This window comes from Thioclava sp. GXIMD2076 (genome assembly GCF_037949795.1).
Classification (GTDB): domain Bacteria; phylum Pseudomonadota; class Alphaproteobacteria; order Rhodobacterales; family Rhodobacteraceae; genus Thioclava; species Thioclava kandeliae.
Window position 1 is genome coordinate 1,907,057 of record NZ_CP149932.1, and the last position, 18,571, is coordinate 1,925,627.

Below are 18,571 nucleotides of genomic sequence, written 5' to 3' on the forward strand. Positions count from 1 at the left end.
CGCAATCTCCCGCCTCAATGGGCGGGCGGCTTGCCCTGCGCCTTTGGCGGTTTCATCGCGAGCGCCATCAGGGCGAGACTGGCAAAGAGGAAGGTCAGCACCACGAATGTGTCGATGAAGGCCATCACATGGGCCTGTCCCTGCACCCGTGCGGCCAGTTGCGACAGTGCCGCCGTGGTGCCGTCGAGCCCTGACTGGCTGTAGATATTGGCCAGAAGATCGCGCTGGCGAAGCGCTTCCGGATTGGCCCAATTCACCGCCTCGGCGAGCCGCGCGTCATGCAGCGCCTGGCGGTCGGTCAGCATCTGGTTGATGACCGCAAGCCCCACCGCACCGCCAAGGTTCCGCATCAGGTTATACAGCCCCGAGGCGCCCTTGATCTTGGCGGGCGGTAGCGTGCCGAGCGCGAGATTGTTGATTGGCACCATACAGATCATCAGCGACATGCCGCGCAGAACCTGCGGCCAGAACAGTTCCCAGAAATCCCACTGGTCGGTCATATAGGTCAGCATATAGGTCGAGAGGCCGAAGCCCAGGAACCCCGCGACCATCATCACCCGCAGATCGACTTTCGAGGCCAGCATGCCGGTCAGAGGGGCGGCGATGAACATCGCGATCCCCGAAACGAAGACCGTCTCGCCGGTCATCAGGCTGTCATAGCCACGCACGGAGGACAGGTAGAGCGGGTAGAGATAGGTCATCCCGTAAAGCCCGATGCCCATCACGAAAGAAAAGAGCGAGCCGAGCGAGAAGTTGGTGTCAGTGAAAGCACTGAAATCGACGACCGGATTCTCGCGGGTGAAGGCCCGCCAGAAGGTGGTCACGCAACCGATTGAGGCAATGATAAACAGGATGGCCACGGCCTCGTCCTGAAACCAGTCATTGCCCGGACCTTCCTCCAGCACATATTCCATCCCGCCAAGGAAACAGGCCAGCGCCAGAAGGCCCCACCAGTCGAAGGTCTGGAACAGCTTCCAGTCGGGCTTGTCGAAATCGATCAGGCTGAGCGCGCCAACGGTCACCAGAATGCCGGCGGGCACATTGACCAGGAACAGCCAGTGCCACGACAGCGCATGGGACAGGTAACCGCCCACCGTGGGGCCGACGGTCGGGGCAAGTGTGGCGATCAGGCCGATGATCGGCGAGACGATATTGCGTTTGGAGGGCGGGAAGATGGTGAAGGCCGCGGCAAAGACCGAAGGGATCATGCCACCGCCCAAGAACCCCTGAAGCGCCCGCCAAAGGATCATCTCGTTGATCGATCCGGCGGTGGCGCACATGAAGGAGGCCGCCGTGAAGCCCGCAGCCGAGGCCGCAAAGAGGAGCCGCGTGGACATCATCCGTCCCAGAAGACCCGAGAGCGGGATCATGATTACCTCGGCGATCAGATAGGCGGTCTGCACCCAGGAGATCTCGTCACGCGAGGCGCCGAGCCCCGCCTGGATCTCCGACAGCGAGGCGGAGACGATCTGGATGTCGAGAATGGCCATGAACATGCCGAAGACCATGACCATGAAGGCCATGATCCGGCGTGGCGTCAGCTCCGGCGTGTCGGTCATTTCGAGGAGGCCGTCTGGGTCTGGCCCTCTGCGGGCGAGGTGCGGCGGTCGATCTCGATCTCGGCCGAAAGACCCGCGCGCAGCGGCACCTGATCCTCGGGCAGGGCGATGCGCACCGGCACACGCTGCACGATCTTGGTGAAGTTGCCGGTCGCGTTATCGGCCGGGATCAGCGAGAAGATCGCCCCCGTGGCCGGTGCGATGGAGGTCACGGTCCCTTCGATCGGATGGTCCTTGTCGGCATCGAGCACCACGGTCGCCTTGGCACCGGGGGTGATACCGGCCAGCTGGGTCTCCTTGAGATTGGCCTCCACATAGAGACCATGATCGGGCACGACGGCGGCAAGGGTGGCGCCGATGCTGACCAGCTCGCCCTCTTCAATTGCGATATTGGCCACGACACCATCATAGGGCGCGCGGATCACGGTGTGCTCGAGGTCGCGCTGCGCCTGATCGATGGCCAGCTGCAGCTGCTTGCGGCTCGATTCACTCTCCGCACGCTCGGCGCGCAGAACCTCGACATCGGCCTCGGCCCCCGCGATGGCAGCAATGGCGGCGGTCCTGTTGGCCTGAGCCGTGGCAAGTGTCTCGTTTGCGGTGTCGAGATCGGCCTGCGAGGTCACGCGGCGCGCGGCCAGATCCTTGGCACGTTTGGCATTGGTCTGGGCATTGGTCAGCGCCGCCTCGGACGCTCCGAGCTGCGCCTTGGCCTGTTCCACCGAGGTTTCTGCCGCCGCGATCTGCGCGTCGATCCGTGCCAATGTCCGCTCGAGGGTTGGCAGTTTGGATTGCGCAAGCTCCAGCGCGATCTTGTAGTCACCATCATCGATACGCAGCAGAACGTCGCCCTTGGCGACATGCTGGTTGGACTTCACCTCGATCTCGGAAACATAGCCCTGCAGCTTGGAGGACATCAGCGAGACGTCGGCCTGCACATAGGCATCATCGGTTTTCACCATGAAGCGGCCGTGGGTCCACCAGCTGACGCCGAACCAGCCAACGGCCACGATCGCGACAACGGCCACGCCTGCAAGAATCTTTTTCTTGCGGCCTGCCGGTTTGGAGGCGGGGGCGGGATTTTCGACGGAAGTATCAGGAGCGGAGGACATTATGGGCGCTTTCGGAACGGATGATCGGTGCGGAACGGCAGGCATGACAGGCGGGCGGAATCAATCGAACCGCTCGGTTCGATGTGGATAAGGCAAGTCCGCTTACCAATCAAGGGCTTTATCGAACCAAGCGGTTCGATTATATTCACCGAAATCTCTCGGGGGCAGTAATGCACGAAAACGATTCTTGTTGTGACGGCCAGATCCGGCGTCACGCTGCGGGGCAGGACCCCGAGAAGCGCGACCAGATCCTGGAAGGCGCATGGAAGATGTTTCTCGAGCGCGGTTATGACGCGACCACCATGAGCAGTATCTGCAAGGCTGCGGGCGTGTCCAAAGGCACGCTCTATGTCTATTTCGCCGATAAGCAGGATCTGTTCGTCGGGCTGATCGAACAGCGCAAGCGGATCTTTTTGGCGGGTGTCGACGAGGTTCTGGCGGGGCCGGGCAGTGCCGAGGAGAAGCTTCTGCACTCCGCGCGGCTGTTGGGGCACAAACTGTGTTCGGAAGATGTCGTGCGCGGCCAGCGTATCGTGATCGGGGTGGCCGAGCGCATGCCGGAACTGGGCCAGCGTTTCTACGAGACCGGCGCACGGAATTTTCTGGGCGTGCTGTCGGACTGGATGTGTCAGGAAAGCGCCGCGGGGCGCTTTGCCATTGATGATCCGTTGATGACTGCCCACCGGTTTTCCGAACTGGTAACGGCAGGGCTATGGCGGCAATGCCTGTTCGGGTTCCGCGCGGCCCCGCCCGCTGACGACGAGATCGAGGCCAATTGCCGCGAGGCAGTGCGCATTTTCATGGCGGCCTATGGGCGCCCCTGAGGCATGATGTTCCGGTCTCAGAGCCCGTGGAAAATCAACATCGCATCGGTCACCGGCGCCCCGACAGAGGAGGCAGGATCGACCATAGGGAAAATCTCGATCCGCAGGAAATTGCGCCCATGCTCGCCCTCGGCCCGTTGGGACTGCCCTGTCCGGATCGCTTCCTGCGTCAGCTCTGCCAGATCCACGAAAGAGAGTTTGGGCGAGACCACCGCCAGTGCGCGGTTCACATCATGCGCCTCCAGCAGGAACTGCGCTCCGATCAGGTCGCTGAAGCGGCGGATGCGCAGGTCGGTATCTACGAAGATCACCCCGAGCCCGAGATTGCGCAGCACGGTTTCGGTCTGCTGGTTCAGCTCGGACAGCTTGTCGATCTGGATCTCGTGCTCGGTGCTTAGCGTCACCAGTTCCTCGTTGACGGCATGCAGTTCCTCGTTCGAGCTCTGCAATTCCTCGTTGGAGGCCTGAAGCTCCTCATTGGAGGCCTGCAATTCCTCGTTGGAGGCCTGAAGTTCCTCGCCGCTCGCCTCCAGCCGTTCGGTCACATGCTGCAGCGTTTCCTCTGTCAGACGCAGATCGCGCTCGAGTTCCTGAATGCGGCGTGTCAACAAAAGCGTATCCTCGTTCTGCTGGACGTTGGCCCGCGTCGCCTCGCTCGGTGCAGGCTCGAGGATCTCGTCCTGCGGATCATCGCGGAAGCTGATATTCGCCAGCATCAACCGCGCACGGCCCAGCTGATCGAGCGGTTCGAGCCGGAGCGTTACCATCCTCTGGCGGCCATTGCCCATATCCACCGATACATCCCGGCTCGAGGTGTCCACCACGCCCTGTCGCAGCCGTTCTATTCCCACCTTGATTGTGAATTGCAGGTCGCGATGCACGATCTGGTCTACCGTCCATTCGGCAAGATTATTCATAGTGTCGATAAAGGCGCTCGCCGCGCCGAACCAGCTGAGCACCTGCCCGTCGGAGGTCAGCAGAATGGAGGAGGGCGCATAGCGTTTGAGAAGCGCGTCATACCCCGCGACAAGCATCTCGCGATGCGTCATGTCCAGAAAGCTTCCATTGGTATAGGCGACATTGCGCGGAGCGTGACGCGAGGCGGAGAGTTTGCTGGAATGGGCCATGGGCAAGTCGTTGCGCTCGCTCTGGCGACTGGCGCTGCCGAGCTGGTTCGACAGCATAGTGCGGTCGAGAACACGGCGGCTCGAAGCTTTCTGGAACAGGCGCCAGCGGGTATGGACCTGTTTGAACTCGCTGCCGAAGCGACCGACGGATTCGGATGGCCCCAGCAGCAGGTAGCCGTTTTTCTGCAACCCGAAAAGGAACATCGAGATCACCCGCGCCTGCGGCTCCTCGTTCAGATAGATCAGCATATTGCGGCACGAGATCAGGTCGAGATTCATGAAAGGTGGATCGCTGAGCGCATCATGCACCGAGAAGATGATGGATTGCCGCAGCTTGGGTTCGACGATGAACTGGTCACGATGGTGGATGAAATATTTGGCGCGTAGCGCTGGCGGGACTTTGGCCACGCTTTCGGCCGAATAGATCCCCGCCGAGGCGATGTCGATGGAACGGCGGTGGACATCGGTGGCGATCACACGGAACTTGCGCTCGAGTTTGGCCTGTTCCAGCGCCTCGGACAGTTCGATGGCGATCGTATAGGCCTCTTCGCCGCTGGCGCAGCCGGGGATCCAGATCCGGAGGGGGGCATCGTCATCCGACCGCTCGACGAGCTTGTCGAGCGCCTCCCTACGGAGCACATAAATGGCTTCCTGATCGCGGTAGAACTCGGTTACGCCGATCAGAAGGTCTTGATAGAGTTCCTCGAGCGCGCTGTCATCAGACGTTAGGAGCGCGTGGTATTCCTCGACGGTGGATATTCCGCGCAGATGCTGACGGCGGTCGATGCGGCGTTGCACATTGACCGGTTTATAGGCCGAGAAATCGATATGGTATTTGCGTTCCAGCGCCTTCAGGATCGCTTGTGATGCGGTGCCTTTGATCTCCAGTATCGCGTTACGGCCCGATTTTCCCAGCGAGAAGATCATATTGATCGCTTCGGGCATTTCCTCGACCGACAGGACACGGTCGGCCGCCCCGGCGGCCAGCACCGAGCGCGGCATGGAGGAGAAGGCCGCCTGCGAGGGCACCTGTGCTAGTACGGTGGCCTCGGCCGCATGCAATGCCTGTGCGCCGCGCGTCCCGTCGCTTCCCGAACCCGACAGCACGATCGCGACGGTCTTTTCCGTATCCCGCGTCGCCAGCGATTTGAACAGTGAGTCGATCGGCATGGGCGGTGTCAGGCCACGCGCGCCATAGGCGGTGACGATGAACCGGTCCTCGCTCAGTTCGACCGTCTGGTTGGGGCTGTTGAGATAGATCGTGTCCGGCTCGATCCTCATGCCGTCTTCGATGTGGATGATTCGCAGATTTGTGCGGCGGCTCAGGATCTCGTCCATCATGGAGCGGTAATCGGGCGAGAGATGCTGGATGACGACAAAGGCCCAGCCGGAATATTCGGCGCAATTCGCGAAGAACGTCTCGAGCGGCTCGAGCCCGCCTGCGGAGGCCCCCAGTGCCACAAGAGGCAATGCACCGGTTTCCGCAAATTGAGCATCCTGCGCATCGTGCATGGGGGAAGTCCTTGTCGCTCTTGAGTTAATTGAAAACCTATCACATACTCTGCAAGCTGCAACTTTAAGGACACCCGTTTGGCTAGAATTCTGATCGCCGATGACGACCAAGACTACCTGATTGCCTTCTCGCAAGGCATGGATGCGTATGGTCACGTCACAGTAGGCGTTACACAATCGGATCGGCTCATTCCCAATATCGAGCTTGGTGGCATGGATATCGTATTTTTGGATGTCGTGATGCCCGGTGGTGGGGCCATCGTGGCGCTCCATAAGATCCGCGAGATCGCGCCCGATCTTCCGATCGTCGTTCTGTCGGGGATGTCGGAGGTGGTCGATTCGCCCATTTTCAGACTGGGCATGCGCGAGGCGAATATGCGGGTGCCGAAATCCACCTCTCTGGCCGAGTTGGCGCGGCTGGTGGATCAGCTCGTGGTGTCTACCAGTACCTGATCCGTTTCTCCCCCTGCAGGGACGGGCGTCTTAACGAGCTGAACTTCAAGCGGGATGGGGGAAGGATTTTAAATGAAACGAATGTTTCAGGCGCAAGACCGCAATGTCGCGGACGCGCAGATATTGCCGAGTGTGTCTGTTGCCTGGGCGCTTCTGGCCGCATGTCTCGCGCTGGCCATGCTGGTGCTTGTTGGCGGGTATGTCTTCGAGAGCGCGGCTCTGCGGCAGCTGGCCCCCACATGGCCTGCGATGGTTCCGCAAACGGCATGGGGGCTCGTGACGCTGACGCTGGCGCAAGCGTTCTGGCTGCGCGGCGAGGGCCAATGGAACCGGCGTCTGCGGCTTTTATTCCTGTTTGGTGCGCTCGGAATGGCGGTGATCGGGATTCAGGACCAGATGTATCCGCTGCCTGATCCCGATACCACGCCGCTCAGTATCAATCCGCTGCGGCTCGCGCCGACCGGCCGGATGGCGCCTGCCACCATTTCGGGCGTCTTCCTGATGGTGGTCATTCTGGGGCTGCAAGGGGTGCGGGGCCGCTGGGCGCGCTATCTGCACGCGGCATTGGCCAGTGCCGGTATCCTGCTCTGTCTCGTGGCGATGGTGGCCTATCTGTTCGATGCGCCCGCATTGGCCAAGGTGACCTACCTGTCGGATATGGCCTTCCATACCGCGACGGGGTTTCTCCTCCTTTATATGGCGGCGCTCTGTGCCAGCCCCGAGGGCAGCTGGTTGCCCGATCTTCTCGCCGATAGCATGGGCGGGCAGATGGCGCGGCTTGTTCTTCCGCTCGCGGTGATCGGGCCGATCCTCCTATGTTATCTGGCGCTCAGTACGACGGAACACGGGCTGATTTCTCCCAATCTGCGCTTGAGTGCACTGGCGATCTGTCTTTTGTTTCTGGCGGCAGTCACAGCCTTGCGGGGGGCGCGTTACCAAAATATCGCCGCACGCCGCTCGGTGCTGGAGGAAAAACGCCTGCGTGATGTTCTGGATGGTCTCGACAAGGCGGTCTTCGTGATCGACCTGCAGGGCAGATTGCGGATGATGAACCTTGCTGCCGAAGCGATGGCTGGCGAGAGCCCCGAGGCCTTCCTGCACGAGGGACGGTTCCATTCCATCGATAACCGCCAGCCCCTTCTGGGCGCATCGCACCCGTTCCGGCGCTTACTGAATAGCCCGACGACGCGGGAACTCCATTGTGGGTGGATCGACGCTGAAGGGCGCGAACATGCGCTGAAGATTACGGCGACGCTCACGCGCAAAGGGCAGGGCTTTGCCGAGGCGCTGCGCATTCTGGCGATCGAGGACCAGACCGAAAGCTGGATCTTCCGCGAAAATATCTCGCGCACCGAGCGGCTCGATGCCATCGGCCAGATGGCGGGCGGGGTGGCGCATGAAATGGCCAATATCCTCGGCGCTGCGCGGCTTTCGGTCGATACGATCCTGCTGGAGACGGAGGGGCTGAGCGAGACGCAGCGCGCCAAGGTCCTCGCCGTCCGTTCGGTCTGCGAACGTGGCACCGATCTGACGGAGCGGCTCCTCAATCTCACCCGTGACCGTGCCAGCGAAAAAGAGGCGATCGAGTTGACGGCCAAGCTCGTCACCATCGTCGATCTGGCGCGGCAGGCCATCCCCTCCGCAGTGCTTCTGCGGCTCGATATGTCTCCGACACCGGTCTATATCCGCTGTATTCCGACCGATCTGGAAAGTGCGATCCTCAATCTGGTGCTCAATGCCAGTCATGCGATCATGGAAGGCAGCGGCCATGGCGAAATCACCCTGCGCTGTCAGACCATGCCCGGCGGCAAGGTCGCGATTGCGGTGGTCGATAACGGTCCGGGCATGTCACAGGCCCTTCTGCGCCATGTCCGCGAGCCGTTCTACACCACGCGCGAAAGTCTGGGCGGAACGGGACTCGGGCTGCCAATGGTGGAAAATTTCGCCCGTCAGGCGGATGGCAGCTTCGAGCTGAGTTCCATAGAAGGCAAGGGCACGGTCGCTACGCTCAGCTTCGAGACTGTCACCGACGTGCAGAACTCCGCGCCGCAAACCGCGCTGCGGCTGCCCGACCTGTCCGGGCTGTTGTTCATGGTGGTCGAGGATGATCCGCATTTCCACGATATTCTCGCGCAATCCCTGCAGGTGCTCGGGGCGGAAGTGATCTCCGCCCGTTCGGCGGCAGAAGCTCTCGGGAAATGCACGACGGGTCTGGAAAAGGCGCCCGATATCCTGATCAGCGATATCATCCTGCCCGGAGGGGTGGATGGCTACCGGCTGGCCACAAAATGCCGCCACCAGTGGCCCGAGCTGAAGGTGCTCTATATGTCGGGCTATACTGACCAGCTCAGCCGCTCGGGGCGTCTGGTCCAAGGGCTTTTACTGCGCAAGCCGCTGGCGCTCGACGGATTGGTCAATGCGATCGAGCTGACGCTCTCCAACCCGCCGGGAGTTATGCTGGCGCCCGCGACAGAGGCGACCGGATCTCCCGCGTAAGCCGGCTCAGTTGACCGTATGCGGAGCCACGATATATCGGCTGGGCGCGCGGGCCAGATCCGCGCTCGACATCGGACGGGCGAAGAGGAACCCCTGCACCCTCGGGCAGCCCAGGGCACGCAAGGCGTCCAGCTGGCTCGGTGTCTCGACGCCCTCGGCCACGACCTGATAGCCGCAGCGCTGTGCGATCAGCAATATTCCTTCGGCGATAGCTTTGTCGGATGCGGTCTCGGTGATCTTGGCGCAGAAGCTGCGGTCGATCTTGAGGATATCCACCGGCCAGTCCGCCAGATGGCGCAGGCCCGCATAGCCGGTGCCGAAATCGTCGAGTGCCACCGTTGCTCCCCGGGTGCGCATCTCCTGTAACGACCGCAGCATCTGGCCCGAGCGCTCGTCCAGCATCACCTTCTCTGTCACCTCGATCGTGATCATATCCCACTCCAGCCCATGCGTGTTCAACATCAACTGCATGTCGAAGACGAATTCGGGGTTCAGAAGATCGAAGGAGGTGAGGTTGATGGACAGCGTGACCGGAGGGCCGGGCTCCCGCTCCAGCCCGGCTGAGACATAGGCTGTCAGGGCGCGCTGGATCATGGTTCGGGTCAGCGTCTCGGCCAGCCGGTAATCCTTGAAGACAGAGGCGAACGCATCAGGCATCAGGATACCGCGTTCGGGGTCGCGCCAGCGGGCGAGGATCTCGTAGCCCAGCCGGGCGCCGCTCGCGGTGGAGATAATCGGCTGGAAATAGGGTTCCAGAAGATCCTCCGCGATAGCGCGTTCGAACCGCCGCCCGATAGCGCGCGAATTGAACTTGTCATGATGGCTTTCCGAGAAAACGGTATTGACTGCACGTCCGGCATGTTTGGACGCATAAAGCGCGCTATCGGCCAGCTCGAACAGCTCGCCATAGGTCTCGCTCTGCTCCGGAAACAGGCTCGCGCCGATACTCACCCGTCCCAGATCGCCCTTGCCAAGCATTGCCGCCCCGCGCTGGACGGCGGCTCGGCAGCGCGAAAGCAGCATCTCGAGATAGATCTCCGAGGTGTAGCCTGTCTCGACCAGAACGCCGAATTCGTCCCCTCCAAGCCGTCCGATCAGGGCGGGCGGCGGAAAGGCCGAGCTGATGGCCGACGAGATTACGCGCAGATATTTATCGCCGAAACTATGGCCGTAAAGATCGTTGATCGATTTGAAATGGTCGATATCGAGCATGATGAAGGCGGCGCGGCTGCCTTTGGTGCGCAGGATCGTCAAGCGCTCCTGGACCTTACGCTCGAAAGCGGAATGGTTCTCGACCTGTGTGAGCGGATCGACCTCGGCCTGACGCTCGAGCTTTTTCTCGCGCAGTTGGGACGCTGTGTAATTCTCCTCCAGCGCCTGCTTCTCGATATGTATCGTCAGCACTTGTCCCAGCAGATCTGCCGTGGTTTCGAGACAGCTCCTGCGCGCGCTATCGTCGGGGGTCGATTTGGGGAAAACCACATTAAGAAAACCCAACGGGTGGCCCGCGTCCGACAGAAGCCGCAAGCGGTAGTAGCTGTGGTTGCCCGACAGGGAATGGAAGATCTTGCGTGTTCCGTGGGGGGCGTGTTTGTCTTGTATGCTTTCCGCCAGGGCATGCGCTTCCAGATCGCCAATCCGCTCCGTCGTGGCCTCGTGATGGCCGGTGTCCAGAAGTGTGATCGAAGTGTATTCGGCCCCCGTCAGCCGCTTGGTGTATTCTGCCAGGGTGATCAGAGCGCTGGTGGGATGGGCAGGGGGGGGGATGTCGATGCTGTGCCTGCCATCCGCGGCTGGTCCACAGTCCCGCGTGTGGCCGCTCTGGAGATTGCGCAGCTCCAATTCGCGGAGCTTGTGGCGGCCGCGGACAGCAGGCTGGTCCAGCGGCATACTGAACAGGCTGGAAGCTGTATTTTTCGGGCAGGTTTTTTGCGGCATGGATAATGTCCTGTGCATGAAAAACCGTTTGCACTCGTGACATCGATATTTTGAGGCCGAAAACTCTGATGATAAAATAACAGCCGCAAACCGTAACGGACTGTTTTACAACTTTAAGAAGATCATCACTTCGGGGTTATCGTCAACGTTTTTTTAATAAATTTGCCGATTTTCGAGTTGGGAGAGCGGGCGTTGCGCGTATCATTGCAAAAATGATGCAGGGCAGGGGCTTGTGCCTGACTTGCGCATCACGCAATCTGCAGGCCGGTTTCCCTCTGAAAGACGCAACCATGCCTATCAAGAACCGTTTTGCCGAGATTCTCCCCGAGATTACCGCATGGCGGCATGACTTCCACCAGCATCCCGAACTGATGTTCGATGTCGAACGCACTGCCGGACGGGTCGCCACACTGCTGCGCGAATTCGGATGCGACGAGGTGATCGAAGGGATCGGGCGCACGGGAGTTGTGGGCGTGATCCACGGTCAGGCGGGGGGCGGTCAGGCGGGAAGCGGGGACCGCGCCATCGGCCTGCGCGCCGATATGGATGCGCTGCCGGTGCGTGAGCAGGCTGATGTGCCCTATGCCTCGAAAGAGGCCGGAAAAATGCATGCCTGCGGCCATGATGGCCATACCGCGATGCTCCTTGGTGCGGCGAAATATCTCTGCGAGACGCGTGCCTTCAAAGGCCGCGCCGTGGTGATCTTCCAGCCTGCCGAGGAAGGCGGTGGCGGCGGTCTGGAGATGTGCCGTGACGGTCTGATGGAGCGTTTCGGCATCGAGGAGGTCTATGCGATCCACAATATGCCCGGCATTCCGGTGGGAGAATTCGCGATCTGTGACGGCCCGATCATGGCGGCATGCGACCAGTTCGACATCCGCGTGGTGGGCCGTGGCGGTCATGCCGCGACGCCGCATGATGCGGTAGATGCCGTTGTGGTCTCGGCGCAGATCATCATGGCGCTGCAGACCATCGCCTCGCGCAATGTGAACCCGCATGATCAGGTGGTGGTTTCGACCTGCGCGATAAAATCCGACAGCTCGGTCCATAATGTTATCGCGCAGGAGGTCATGCTGCGCGGCACTGTGCGCACCATGCGCCCCGAACTGCGTGATTATGTCGAGGAGCGCGTGAACCAGATCGTCACTGCCACCGCCGAGGCATTCGGCGCGCGTGCAGAGATCGCGTATGATCGCGGCTATCCGGTGACGTCGAACCGCCCCGAATATGCGGCGCTTGCGGTCGAGGGCGCAAAGCGGGTCACCGACAAAGTGAACCCCAACGTGACGCCAATGATGGGGGCCGAGGATTTCAGCTATATGCTGGAGGCGCGCCCCGGGGCCTATATCTGGCTGGGCAATGGCGATAGCGCGATCCTGCATAGTGCGGACTACATCTTCGATGACCGCGCCTTGCCCTATGGGGCAAGCTGGTTTGTCGAGATGGTAGAGGCGCGTCTTCCGGCGTGATGCTCCGCGCAAGAGGCTAGAGAAGTGGCCGGGTCGCCTGACCGGGCAGGACGATCTCCTGCTCGCGGGCGAGCCGCTCGGGATCGGGCAGGGCCAGCCAGCCGCGTGACCATTCGGCCAGTCCTGCGCGTTTCAGTTTGGCCAGCGTCTTGTTGGTATGCACAAGCGACATGCCGAGCGCATTGGCCAGATCCTGTTGTTTCCAGGGCATAGGCACCCAGAGCCCGTCATGCTTGCTGCGCGACGCACCGAGTTCGGCCTGCCGCGTATAGATTTGCAAAAGGGCCCAAGCGATCCGGCTGCTTGCGCCACGCTGACCTATCGTGGCCAAGCTCTCGCCCAGAAAATTCTCCTCGCGCGCGGCGATCCATGTCAGGCTATGGGCGCGCTCAGGCTCGTTGCGCAGCAAATCCCAGTAGCGCGCACGGTCGAAGACGCATAGGCGCATCTCGGTCGTGGCCTCGAAACCGTGGCACATCTCGCCCATGACAGCGGCCTGCAGTCCGATGAAATCCCCCGGAAAGACAAAGTTCAGCACCTGACGGTTGCCGTTAGGCAGCGATTTGTAGCGGATACCCAATCCGCTCAGGACGGTATACATATGCTGGCTGGCCGCACCTTCCGTTATGACGGCACTTCCCGCCGCAACAGAGATCTCGCCTGTTTTGAACTTCTCCATGAAAGCCAGTTCGCGCGCGCTGAAATCCTCGAAACAGGGATTGTTCTGTAAAGGGCAGGCCGCACAGGACGTGCTATGGACGTGACGCGGGCTGGGCTGCAACATGGTCGGGCTTTCTTTGCTATGTCAGAAGACATAAGCGCGAAATGCCCTCACGGTTCCCTCAGCCGCCGGTATGGCTCATATGACGCGGCATCTGGCCCTCGACCTTCTGGCGCGAATAGTCGAAATCATGGCCTTTGGGCTTGCGCGAGATCGCCTCGCGGATCGCCTGAACCAGATCCGCATCTTGCGCACTTGCTCGCAGCGGTGCGCGTAGATCGGCACGGTCCTCTTGACCCAGACACATATACAGCTCGCCCGTGCAGGTGACCCGCACACGGTTGCAACTCTCGCAGAAATTATGGCTCAGCGGCGTGATGAAGCCGATCTTCTGGCCGGTTCCGCCCACCGAGACATAGCGGGCAGGGCCGCCTGTGCGATGGGCCAGATCGACCAGCGTGAAACGTTCGGCCAGACGCGCGCGCAGCTGGCTGAGCGGCCAATATTGGTCCAGCCGTTCCTCCTCGCCCATCTCGCCCATCGGCATCACCTCGATGAAGGTCAAATCGAACCCTTCCTCGCCACACCATCTCACCAGATCGAACAGTTCGTCCTCATTGAACCCTTTCAGCGCGACAGTATTGATCTTCACCTGCAGGCCGGCAGCCTTGGCCGCCTTCAGACCCTCGAGCACCTGATCGAGCCGTCCCCAACGGGTAATGGCCGCAAACTTCGCAGGGTCGAGCGTATCCAGCGAGACATTGATCCGGCGGATACCGATGGCGGCCAGTTCGGGCGCGAAACGCGCAAGCTGCGAGCCGTTACTGGTCAGGGTCAGCTCCTCAAGCTGTCCGCTGTCCAGATGCCGCGAGACCGAGCGGAAAAAGGTCATGATATCGCGTCTCACCAAGGGCTCACCGCCCGTGATGCGCAGCTTTTTCACCCCCAGCCCGATAAAGGCCGAGCAAAGCCGGTCGAGTTCCTCGAGGCTCAGAAGCTCCTTTTTGGGCAGGAACTGCATGTGTTCGGCCATGCAGTAGGTGCAGCGGAAATCGCACCTGTCGGTCACGGAGACACGGAGGTAGGAGATCGGGCGTGCGAAAGGGTCGATGAGAGGTGCGCTATCCATGGCGGAAATCTAGGGTCGACGGCAGGTTTCGGCAAGCGCGCAGTAGGAATTACAGAATGCGATTTGCCCCGGCATAGGGGCTGCGCTAGCTTGAAGCCGAGATCGAAGTCGATCACGATTTGCAAGACAGAGAGGACGGGCGAATGAACGTTGCGCAAGGGACCGGTAGAGTGGCACGAAGCGTGATGCGGGGCGGAGTGCGGGGTGGCCTTGTCGTGGCGCTGGCCGCGCTGGGTCTTTCGGCATGTTCGCATCTTGGAGGCCCTTCGGCGGTCCAGCCCGGTCCAGCCCCCTCCACCGGCCTGACCAAGAGCCCGATCCCGCAGGGTGCCGCCCAGACCGCGCAAGCGCTCGACACCGCCACGGCTGACGAGCGTGCGGCAGCCATGGCGCAGTCGAGCGGTGGGACCAAGCTCGGCACAACGGTTGCCAGCCTCGGCGATCCGACACAGGGTGGGTTCTGGCTGAAAACCTCGCTGGTGAAAGCCGAAACCAAAGGGCGGGTCGTCCTGTCCAACGGTAAATCGGCGCAGGTGACGCTCATGCCCGCACCGGCGGGTGAGAGCCAGCTCTCCCTCTCGGCGCTGCGGATGCTGGATGTCTCGCTGACCGACCTGCCGACCCTTACGGTCTATTCCCTCTGATCACGGCTATGCCCTCGGGGGCATTATGTGCCGGTCCGTTTCGTTACGGGCCGGCATATCTTTTGCTCTCAACTTGGTTTTAATTCAGGACCTTATTAAAAATACGGCAGCAAAACTGTCTTATATTCGACTGTTTCCGCAAACAGCTCGCGTCACACTGTCGCAATCGAAAAAAAATAGGACAGTGATTATTCCATATTTTAATTTCATGACCTGGAAAAAACGCCTAATAACAGGTTGAAATCGAATAGAAAAACTAACGCATACCGTTGTATGCTTCGGTATACGTTAGTATTCACTCGTAATCACGCTGTCTTTCCAAGGATTTCGGCGATGGCGGCGCTTGTGAAACAATCTTGCGCAGTCTAAGCATTTGGCAAGACCTGTCTGTTTGGGCAGGTCACTTGTTACCTGACACCGCGTCAAAAGGGGGGATCAACTTGAAGATCGGTGCTCCAGAGGAGATTTATTCGGGGGAGTCGCGTGTTGCGATGACGCCGGATTCGGCGCTTCAGCTTCAAAAGCTGGGGCATGAATGTTTTGTGCAATCGGGGGCCGGCCTCAAGGCAGGCTTCATCGATGCGGCCTATGAGGCTGCTGGTGTGACCGTTATCGACGGTGCGGAGGCGCTGTTTGACGCCGTCGATTTCGTCGTCAAGGTGCGCCCGCCGGAGGAGGCCGAACTGAGCCGCCTGAAGGCTGGCCAGACGCTGATTTCGTTCTTCTATCCCGCGCAATCGCCCGAGATGCTGGAGGCCGCCAAGGCCACAGGCGCGAATGTGATCGCGATGGATATGGTGCCGCGGATCTCGCGCGCGCAGAAGATGGATGCGCTGTCGTCGATGGCCAATATCGCGGGCTACCGTGCGGTGATCGAGGCGGGCAACAATTTCGGTCGCTTCTTCACCGGTCAGGTGACGGCGGCGGGCAAGGTACCGCCGGCCAAGGTGCTGATCGTCGGCGCGGGTGTGGCAGGTCTAGCGGCCATCGGCGCCTCGACCTCGCTTGGTGCGATCACGATGGCCTTCGATGTGCGTCCCGAAGTGGCCGAGCAGATCGAGTCGATGGGCGCCTCCTTCGTCTATCTCGATTTCGAGGAAGCCCAGACGGATGGCGCGGCGACGGGCGGCTATGCGGCCCCGTCTTCCCCCGAATTCCGCGAAGCGCAGCTGAAGAAATTCCGCGAGCTGGCACCGGAAGTCGATATCGTCATCACCACCGCTCTCATCCCCGGCCGCGATGCGCCGGTGCTCTGGACCAAGGATATGGTCGAGATGATGAAGCGTGGCTCGGTGATTGTGGATCTGGCCGCCGAGCGTGGCGGCAACTGCGAGCTGACCGTCAAGGACGAGCGCATCGTGACCGAGAATGGCGTGACCATTCTGGGCTATACCGATCTGCCCTCGCGGATGGCGACGCAATCCTCGACGCTCTATTCGACCAATATCCGCCACATGCTGGCCGATCTCACGCCGGAAAAAGACGGTGTCATCAACCACAATATGGACGATGACGTGATCCGTGGCGCGACGGTCGTGCATCAGGGCGAGATCACCTTCCCGCCGCCGCCGCCCAAGATCAAGGCGATTGCCGCGCAAAAGCCGAAGGAGAAAGCCAAGGAGCTGACCCCCGAGGAATACAAGGCGCAGGAAAAGGCGGCTTTCCGCAAGCAGACGATCTCCCAGGTCACTCTGCTGGTGGCGGGCACTGTTCTGCTGCTGCTCGTTGGGGCTGTCGCACCGGCAAGCTTCATGGCGCATTTCGTGGTCTTTGTGCTGTCGTGCTTCGTGGGCTTCCAGGTGATCTGGAATGTCTCGCATAGCCTGCACACGCCGCTCATGGCGGTCACCAACGCGGTCTCGGGGATCATCATCCTCGGCGCGCTGTTGCAGATCGGGGCAGGTGGACAGGTCTCGGGCGGCTGGCTCGTGGTGATCCTCTCGGCGCTTTCGATCCTGATTGCCACGATCAACATCGTCGGCGGCTTCCTGGTTACGCGCCGGATGCTTGCCATGTTCCAGAAGTCGTAAGGGGGTGGGATCTATGGATATCGCTCTGATCTCGGCCGCCTATATCGCGGCGGCCATCCTGTTCATCCTCTGCCTGGGCGGCCTTTCGGGCCAGGAAAGCGCCAAGCGCGCCGTATGGTATGGCATCTCGGGCATGGCGCTCGCGGTGATCGCCACTGTCTTCGGCTCGGGGCTCGGCTTCGGCTGGCTCGTCGTGGTGCTCGTGATGCTGGTCATCGGCGGGGCCATCGGTGCGCAACTGGCGCGTAAGGTGGAAATGACCGCCATGCCGCAGCTGGTGGCAGCACTCCACAGCTTCGTGGGTCTGGCGGCCGTGTTCATCGGCCTCAATACCCATGTCGTGCTGGCCTCGGTCATGCCGATCATTCTGGAACATGCGCAGACCGGCGTGATGCCTGCGGCCTATGACCAGCTCTCGGGTTTTGCCGCGATCGTCGCGCATAAGTCGATGGCCGAGGTGAATATCCTCAAGGTCGAGACCTTCCTTGGCGTGTTCATCGGCGCGGTCACCTTCACCGGCTCGATCATCGCTTTCGGCAAGCTCGCGGGCAAGATCAACGGCAAGGCACAGAAGCTGCCGGGCGGCCACTTCCTGAACGCGGGGGCTGCGATCCTGTCGCTGGCGCTCCTTCTGTGCTACATGGGTGGCGGCGGCGCATGGACGCTGATCGTGATGGCGCTGCTGGCGTTCTTCATCGGTTATCACCTCATCATGGGCATCGGCGGCGCCGATATGCCGGTGGTGGTGTCGATGCTCAACAGCTACTCAGGCTGGGCGGCTTCGGCCATCGGCTTCTCGCTCGGTAATGATCTGCTGATCGTAACCGGCGCGCTGGTGGGCTCTTCGGGGGCCATCCTGAGCTACATCATGTGCAAGGCGATGAACCGCTCCTTCGTGTCGGTCATCCTTGGCGGCTTCGGCACGACCACGGGGCCCGCGATGGAAGTCGAGGGCGAGCAGATCGCCATCGATGCGGGCGGTGTGGCCGATGCGCTGCATGATGCCGATAGCATCATCATCGTGCCGGGCTATGGTATGGCTGTGGCGCAGGCGCAGAACGCGGTCTCCGAACTCACCAACCTGCTGCGCTCGCGCGGCAAGAACGTGCGCTTCGCGATCCACCCCGTTGCGGGCCGTCTGCCGGGCCATATGAACGTGCTTCTGGCAGAGGCCAAAGTGCCCTATGACATCGTGCTGGAGATGGACGAGATCAATGACGACTTCCCCTCGACGGATGTGGTCATCGTCATCGGCTCGAATGACATCGTGAACCCGGCCGCCCAGGAAGACCCGAACTCCCCCATCGCGGGCATGCCGGTCCTCAAGGTCTGGGAAGCCAAGCAGGTATTCGTGTCCAAACGTGGTCAGGGCACCGGTTACTCGGGCATCGAGAACCCGCTCTTCTACAAGGACAACACCCGCATGTTCTACGGCGACGCCCGTAAATCGGTGGATGAACTCCTCCATCTGATGAAGGCCTAACAGTCCCGCCTGCTGTCGAACTGACACAGGCTGCCAACCGCAATAAAGCCAGGGCCCCGGGAGACATTCCGGGGCCT

At 61.1% G+C, this 18,571-nt stretch carries 13 protein-coding genes; 7 read left to right on the top strand and 6 right to left on the bottom strand.

Annotated elements, in window-relative coordinates:
- Nucleotides 1–14: 14 nt before the first annotated feature.
- Together WDB91_RS09450 and WDB91_RS09455 are read right to left on the bottom strand one after the other, a co-directional pair.
- Nucleotides 15–1,559, bottom strand: a complete 1,545-nt coding sequence (locus tag WDB91_RS09450; RefSeq protein ID WP_339112313.1) for a DHA2 family efflux MFS transporter permease subunit — start codon at nt 1,557–1,559, stop codon at nt 15–17.
- Entirely contained in the window at nt 1,556–2,668 is a 1,113-nt protein-coding gene (locus WDB91_RS09455; protein WP_339112314.1) for an HlyD family secretion protein, read from the bottom strand. Before WDB91_RS09455 ends, WDB91_RS09450 begins: the two co-directional genes overlap by 4 nt.
- Before the next feature lie 170 nt (nt 2,669–2,838).
- On the opposite strand from WDB91_RS09455, the gene WDB91_RS09460 reads away from it, so the two are divergent.
- A complete protein-coding gene (locus WDB91_RS09460; RefSeq protein WP_339112315.1) occupies nt 2,839–3,492 on the top strand; it encodes a TetR/AcrR family transcriptional regulator in 654 nt (217 codons plus the stop codon).
- Nucleotides 3,493–3,509: 17 nt separating this feature from the next.
- Here the strand turns inward: WDB91_RS09460 and WDB91_RS09465 are convergent, their stop codons facing one another.
- Nucleotides 3,510–6,131, bottom strand: coding sequence for a CheR family methyltransferase (locus WDB91_RS09465; protein WP_339112316.1), 2,622 nt, complete (start codon nt 6,129–6,131; stop codon nt 3,510–3,512).
- 78 nt (nt 6,132–6,209) lie between these two features.
- Between WDB91_RS09465 and WDB91_RS09470 the strand changes: the two genes are divergently transcribed.
- Nucleotides 6,210–6,584, top strand: a complete 375-nt coding sequence (locus WDB91_RS09470; protein ID WP_339112317.1) for a response regulator — start codon at nt 6,210–6,212, stop codon at nt 6,582–6,584.
- 72 nt (nt 6,585–6,656) lie between these two features.
- Nucleotides 6,657–9,080, top strand: coding sequence for an ATP-binding protein (locus tag WDB91_RS09475; protein WP_339112318.1), 2,424 nt, complete (start codon nt 6,657–6,659; stop codon nt 9,078–9,080).
- Nucleotides 9,081–9,086: 6 nt separating this feature from the next.
- Here the strand turns inward: WDB91_RS09475 and WDB91_RS09480 are convergent, their stop codons facing one another.
- A complete protein-coding gene (locus WDB91_RS09480) occupies nt 9,087–11,018 on the bottom strand; it encodes a bifunctional diguanylate cyclase/phosphodiesterase (RefSeq protein WP_339112319.1) in 1,932 nt (643 codons plus the stop codon).
- 290 nt (nt 11,019–11,308) lie between these two features.
- On the opposite strand from WDB91_RS09480, the gene WDB91_RS09485 reads away from it, so the two are divergent.
- Entirely contained in the window at nt 11,309–12,487 is a 1,179-nt protein-coding gene (locus tag WDB91_RS09485) for a M20 aminoacylase family protein (RefSeq protein ID WP_339112320.1), read from the top strand.
- A 16-nt stretch (nt 12,488–12,503) separates the two neighbouring features.
- Here WDB91_RS09485 and WDB91_RS09490 read toward each other — a convergent pair whose 3' ends face one another.
- Both WDB91_RS09490 and moaA read right to left on the bottom strand, forming a co-directional pair.
- A complete protein-coding gene (locus WDB91_RS09490; protein WP_339112321.1) occupies nt 12,504–13,271 on the bottom strand; it encodes a Crp/Fnr family transcriptional regulator in 768 nt (255 codons plus the stop codon).
- A 58-nt stretch (nt 13,272–13,329) separates the two neighbouring features.
- Complete coding sequence (gene moaA / locus WDB91_RS09495; RefSeq protein WP_339112322.1) at nt 13,330–14,337, bottom strand: GTP 3',8-cyclase MoaA; 1,008 nt, start codon at nt 14,335–14,337, stop codon at nt 13,330–13,332.
- A gap of 170 nt (nt 14,338–14,507) precedes the next feature.
- On the opposite strand from moaA, the gene WDB91_RS09500 reads away from it, so the two are divergent.
- From WDB91_RS09500 to WDB91_RS09510, 3 genes are all read left to right on the top strand, one after another.
- Nucleotides 14,508–14,981 carry a hypothetical protein gene (locus tag WDB91_RS09500; RefSeq protein ID WP_339112323.1) on the top strand — a complete coding sequence of 158 codons (474 nt, stop codon included), beginning with the start codon at nt 14,508–14,510 and terminating at the stop codon, nt 14,979–14,981.
- A 440-nt stretch (nt 14,982–15,421) separates the two neighbouring features.
- Nucleotides 15,422–17,011, top strand: coding sequence for a Re/Si-specific NAD(P)(+) transhydrogenase subunit alpha (locus WDB91_RS09505; RefSeq protein ID WP_339112324.1), 1,590 nt, complete (start codon nt 15,422–15,424; stop codon nt 17,009–17,011).
- Between the two features lie 13 nt (nt 17,012–17,024).
- Complete coding sequence (locus WDB91_RS09510; protein WP_339112325.1) at nt 17,025–18,494, top strand: NAD(P)(+) transhydrogenase (Re/Si-specific) subunit beta; 1,470 nt, start codon at nt 17,025–17,027, stop codon at nt 18,492–18,494.
- Nucleotides 18,495–18,571: the final 77 nt, after the last annotated feature.

Coding starts and splice junctions, on each gene's coding strand:
- WDB91_RS09450 (WP_339112313.1), bottom strand. CDS start 1,559: ATGACCGACACGCCGGAGCTGACGCCACGCCGGATCATGGCCTTCATG.
- WDB91_RS09455 (WP_339112314.1), bottom strand. CDS start 2,668: ATGTCCTCCGCTCCTGATACTTCCGTCGAAAATCCCGCCCCCGCCTCC.
- WDB91_RS09460 (WP_339112315.1), top strand. CDS start 2,839: ATGCACGAAAACGATTCTTGTTGTGACGGCCAGATCCGGCGTCACGCT.
- WDB91_RS09465 (WP_339112316.1), bottom strand. CDS start 6,131: ATGCACGATGCGCAGGATGCTCAATTTGCGGAAACCGGTGCATTGCCT.
- WDB91_RS09475 (WP_339112318.1), top strand. CDS start 6,657: ATGAAACGAATGTTTCAGGCGCAAGACCGCAATGTCGCGGACGCGCAG.
- WDB91_RS09480 (WP_339112319.1), bottom strand. CDS start 11,018: ATGCCGCAAAAAACCTGCCCGAAAAATACAGCTTCCAGCCTGTTCAGT.
- WDB91_RS09485 (WP_339112320.1), top strand. CDS start 11,309: ATGCCTATCAAGAACCGTTTTGCCGAGATTCTCCCCGAGATTACCGCA.
- WDB91_RS09490 (WP_339112321.1), bottom strand. CDS start 13,271: ATGTTGCAGCCCAGCCCGCGTCACGTCCATAGCACGTCCTGTGCGGCC.
- moaA (WP_339112322.1), bottom strand. CDS start 14,337: ATGGATAGCGCACCTCTCATCGACCCTTTCGCACGCCCGATCTCCTAC.
- WDB91_RS09510 (WP_339112325.1), top strand. CDS start 17,025: ATGGATATCGCTCTGATCTCGGCCGCCTATATCGCGGCGGCCATCCTG.